The 3,422-nt window shown below is 57.6% G+C and carries 4 protein-coding genes and 1 pseudogene; 4 read left to right on the forward strand and 1 reads right to left on the reverse strand.

What is annotated here, in order from left to right:
• A partial coding sequence (locus tag AAAC48_RS29540; protein WP_340657594.1) for an FCD domain-containing protein occupies nucleotides 1-215 on the forward strand: 215 nt, incomplete at its 5' end.
• A 709-nt stretch (nucleotides 216-924) separates the two neighbouring features.
• On the opposite strand, the gene AAAC48_RS29545 is transcribed toward AAAC48_RS29540, so the two are convergent.
• A complete protein-coding gene (locus tag AAAC48_RS29545) occupies nucleotides 925-1,533 on the reverse strand; it encodes a TetR/AcrR family transcriptional regulator (RefSeq protein WP_340657595.1) in 609 nt (202 codons plus the stop codon).
• Between the two features lie 110 nt (nucleotides 1,534-1,643).
• Here AAAC48_RS29545 and AAAC48_RS29550 point away from each other — a divergent pair, with 110 nt between their 5' ends.
• The 3 genes and pseudogenes from AAAC48_RS29550 to AAAC48_RS29560 form a co-directional block, all read left to right on the forward strand.
• The gene (locus AAAC48_RS29550) at nucleotides 1,644-2,723 is read left to right on the forward strand and encodes a saccharopine dehydrogenase NADP-binding domain-containing protein (RefSeq protein ID WP_340657596.1); all 1,080 of its coding nucleotides are present in this window, start codon (nucleotides 1,644-1,646) and stop codon (nucleotides 2,721-2,723) included.
• A gap of 2 nt (nucleotides 2,724-2,725) precedes the next feature.
• Nucleotides 2,726-2,962 carry an isocitrate lyase/phosphoenolpyruvate mutase family protein gene (locus AAAC48_RS29555; protein WP_340657597.1) on the forward strand — a complete coding sequence of 79 codons (237 nt, stop codon included), beginning with the start codon at nucleotides 2,726-2,728 and terminating at the stop codon, nucleotides 2,960-2,962.
• Nucleotides 2,910-3,191 (forward strand): annotated as a pseudogene (locus tag AAAC48_RS29560) (RES domain-containing protein); the annotation flags it as partial. The gene AAAC48_RS29555 and the pseudogene AAAC48_RS29560, both read left to right, overlap by 53 nt.
• Nucleotides 3,192-3,422: the final 231 nt, after the last annotated feature.

Below are 3,422 nucleotides of genomic sequence, written 5' to 3' on the forward strand. Positions count from 1 at the left end.
TTACCACTTTCACAATCAGTTCGCCGGTTCCGAGCCCTGAAAGACATGGCCAATCAGTTGCACGACACAACGCTATCGTCGATGCCATCAATGTTAGGGATGTGCAAGCAGCGAAAGCCGCAATGCGCGCGGTGATCGAGGATGGAGCCGAACGTGTTCTTGCGGCCACAACCTCGACAGTGCCGAGTCACTCCCTGTCGGCAAAAGCAAGGTGAACTCTACCTTGGAAAGAACGCGGCATTACCGATTGGATCGTTCAAACCAATCGAAACGATCATACTTTGCCACTTCAGCTTGTCCGCTACCGTGACAAGGTCTTTGTAGACAATTAGGCACCAATCGAAATCCGGCTATCGGCATTTTCAAACGAACATGTGTGGACGCCGCTCGGCTCGTACAACCACTTCCAGTATTCGCGGTAGATAGCGACGAGAGCGGACGTAACGCTTGCACCTAAAGTGCGGCCGCGGACCTGGCCCCGTCGCTCTGCCCCCAGTTTGAGTGCCTGTTCATGGAAGGAGCGAATCTGTGATTGCTATCGGCGACAGGCGTCGTAGGAGAAACCACCAGGTGAAGAAGGCCGGCGGGAAATAGACCGGCAAACCACAGCGCTGCGAACTGGGACTGAAAGCCGAGCTGTCAAGCGACATACTACGCCGCTGCCCGGGGTCGTGATTGGCACGATCAGGAAGACCATCGTGTATTGGCCCCAGAGGATTTGGTCGCGGATACGTCTTTTCCTTTGAGCTGAGAGATCAGCTTCCACGTAAGCATCCTTCAACGGGATGATGGTCTATATCAGCTTCGTCGTACCGTGGCGCGCAAATACAGGCCGTGGCATAGGAACGTTAAATCTTGCCTTGTCGACCCTACATGCATCTGTTCAATTTGTTGGCTGTGAGACAGGTGATGCGCCCGATCAGATCAGGAGACTTTCCTTAGTGACCGCGCCGCAGCGCTCAGCGTGCGCGCGAGCGTGTTGAGAAACTGTGCAGGTCCTTCTTCGTGCAGCGCGCGACCGCTCATCAGCGCCCCATCGATGACGATGCCAAGCTGCAAGGCAAATAGATCTGGCTCTGGAAGATCCATGGCACGTGCCAAGACACCAAGGCGCCGTCTTAGTTCGGCCTTATGCGCAACAGCGACCTTGCGTGCAGGGTGGCTCTCATTGGCATATTCGGCGGCGATGTTGATCTGCGGACATCCGCGGTAGCCGACGCGCGCGATGCGGTTGCCGATCCACTCAAGCTGAGCCTCGAGCTCCCGTTCCGGCCTGCCAGCATGGGCAGCAGAGACCATATCCCATTGACGCCAGAAATCTTCGTCCTCGCGTAGGAGAAAGGCCTCGATCAGGTCGTCCTTGGTACGAAAATAGCGATATAGGCTGGTTTTGGCGACGCCGGAACGCTCCACGATCAGGTCAACACCAATCGCGCGCGTCCCTTCCTGGTAAAATAGTGCGCTTGCCGTGTTGAGGATTCGGTCCCGAACGCTTGCGGCATCGCCGAGCTGCTTGTTCAGCGTTGGTTTCATTAATTTGAACTCCCTTGGTCAGTGGTCCTTTTGTCAATTGTACGCGAAGGGGATTGACGGCGCTACAGATCTGTAGCATTACAACAGACAGGTCTGTAGCGTGAGGTCATATGGGAAATTCGAAACCGCAAGACAACCCGATCGCCGTCGTTGGCGCGACGGGCCATACAGGTCGCTTTGTCGTCGCCGAGCTGAAGCGACGCGGGCAGTCTGCTATTCTAATCGGGCGCGATGCAGATAAGCTTGCGCATGCCGGCGAGGAGTTTGGCACCCAGATGGTCCGTTTGGCGCGGATGGACGATCCGCATTCGCTCAATTCTGCACTGTTGGGCGCCGCGGCGGTCATCAACTGCGCAGGTCCGTTCATCGATACAGCCCTGCCTGTGATCGACGCAGCATTGCGCGCAAAGATTCCTTACCTGGATGTAACGGCCGAACAGCCGTCGGTCCGTGCTGTCCTTGAAACGCGTCATGACGCGGCTTGCCAGGCTGGCGTTGCTCTGCTTCCAGCCGCCGGTTTCTATGGCGGGCTCGCGGACCTCTTGGTAATGACGGCGACCGACGGCTCGAACCAATTGGATGAGATCACCGTGGTGGTCGCGCTGGATAGCTGGCATCCTACGCAAGGCACACGGCTCACTGGCGCACGCAACACGGCAAAGCGACTTGTGCAGCGAAATGGCAGGCTCGAGCCAATCGAGGAACCGCAGCCGCATGGGCGCTGGACGTTTCCAGCCCCATTCGGAGATCAGGATGTGGTCATGATGTCGTTCAGCGAAACGATCACCATTGCGAACCATCTGAGCGCTAAGACGATCGAGTCCTGGATCAATCTTGCGCCGCTTCGCGACATACGTGATCCGGCGACGCCTCCACCGCAGGCCAGCGATGACAAGGGCCGCTCAGGGCAAGTTTTCGCTATGGATGTGATCGTCCGAGCCGGGGATCGACATAGGCGTGTGACAGCTAGTGGACACGACATTTATGCTGTGACCGCTCCAATAGCCGTGGAAGCCATACAGAGACTGTTGGTAGGCGAGGCGGCGGGAGCGGTTGGCGTGCGCTCGCTTGGCGAGATCTTCGAGGCGCGGGCGTTTCTTGAATCCCTCGGGCCGGATACGCTGCAAGTTAGCTATAAGGATCATGCGGAGGCGATGCTCCAAAGAGAGGTAGATGACGCGCGCAGATGAAAATGCTGAACTTCCATGACCTGCACAAGCTCGGAACACCGCTTGTACTGTCGAATATCTGGGACGTGGGTAGCGCGCGCGTAGTGGCCAAGGCTGGTGCGTCGGCGCTTGTGACCGGAAGTTGGGTCGATCGCTGCGGTAACCGTTATGTGGTCGGCGAAAAGATGCCGCGTAAGCTGCTCATGAATGCTGACCAGCTTCAGGATCGGCGACCCGGGTGGTGCCTATCCGATTTTTGACGCCACCGGCTCGACCATTGCGCCGGGCCGGTGGAACACACCGGGCAGCCCGTTGATCTATACCAGCGACCACTATTCGACGGCTTTGCTCGAAAAGCTCGCGCTTGGAAGCGGGCCCTTGCTACCTAACCAGCACTATGTTGAGATAACGCTTCCCGTATGATTGTCCTACGAGATCTTCTCGCCACCGGCGTTGCCCGGGTGGGACAGCATGCCGGCGACAGTAGCCGGTGTACTGGGATCGCCGACTTTTCGGTTTGTAGCAGGGGAGGAGAAACGGGTGTGGTCGTCACCGAGTGCATGGGCGTGAAGCACATCTCGAGCATCGCGGGCCCAGTTTGCGCGATGATGGGGACATCCGCATTAGTATTCTCGAGGACAACTCATAAGCAGGCCAAGTTTCCACCTGAAGTAGGAGCGCTGGTTTCCCACATGTTTGCTTCGTCCTCACGGGGCCAGC

This window comes from Phyllobacterium sp., from assembly GCF_037994405.1.
Classification (GTDB): domain Bacteria; phylum Pseudomonadota; class Alphaproteobacteria; order Rhizobiales; family Rhizobiaceae; genus Phyllobacterium.

Coding starts and splice junctions, on each gene's coding strand:
- AAAC48_RS29555 (WP_340657597.1), top strand. CDS start 2,726: ATGCTGAACTTCCATGACCTGCACAAGCTCGGAACACCGCTTGTACTG.
- AAAC48_RS29550 (WP_340657596.1), top strand. CDS start 1,644: ATGGGAAATTCGAAACCGCAAGACAACCCGATCGCCGTCGTTGGCGCG.
- AAAC48_RS29545 (WP_340657595.1), bottom strand. CDS start 1,533: ATGAAACCAACGCTGAACAAGCAGCTCGGCGATGCCGCAAGCGTTCGG.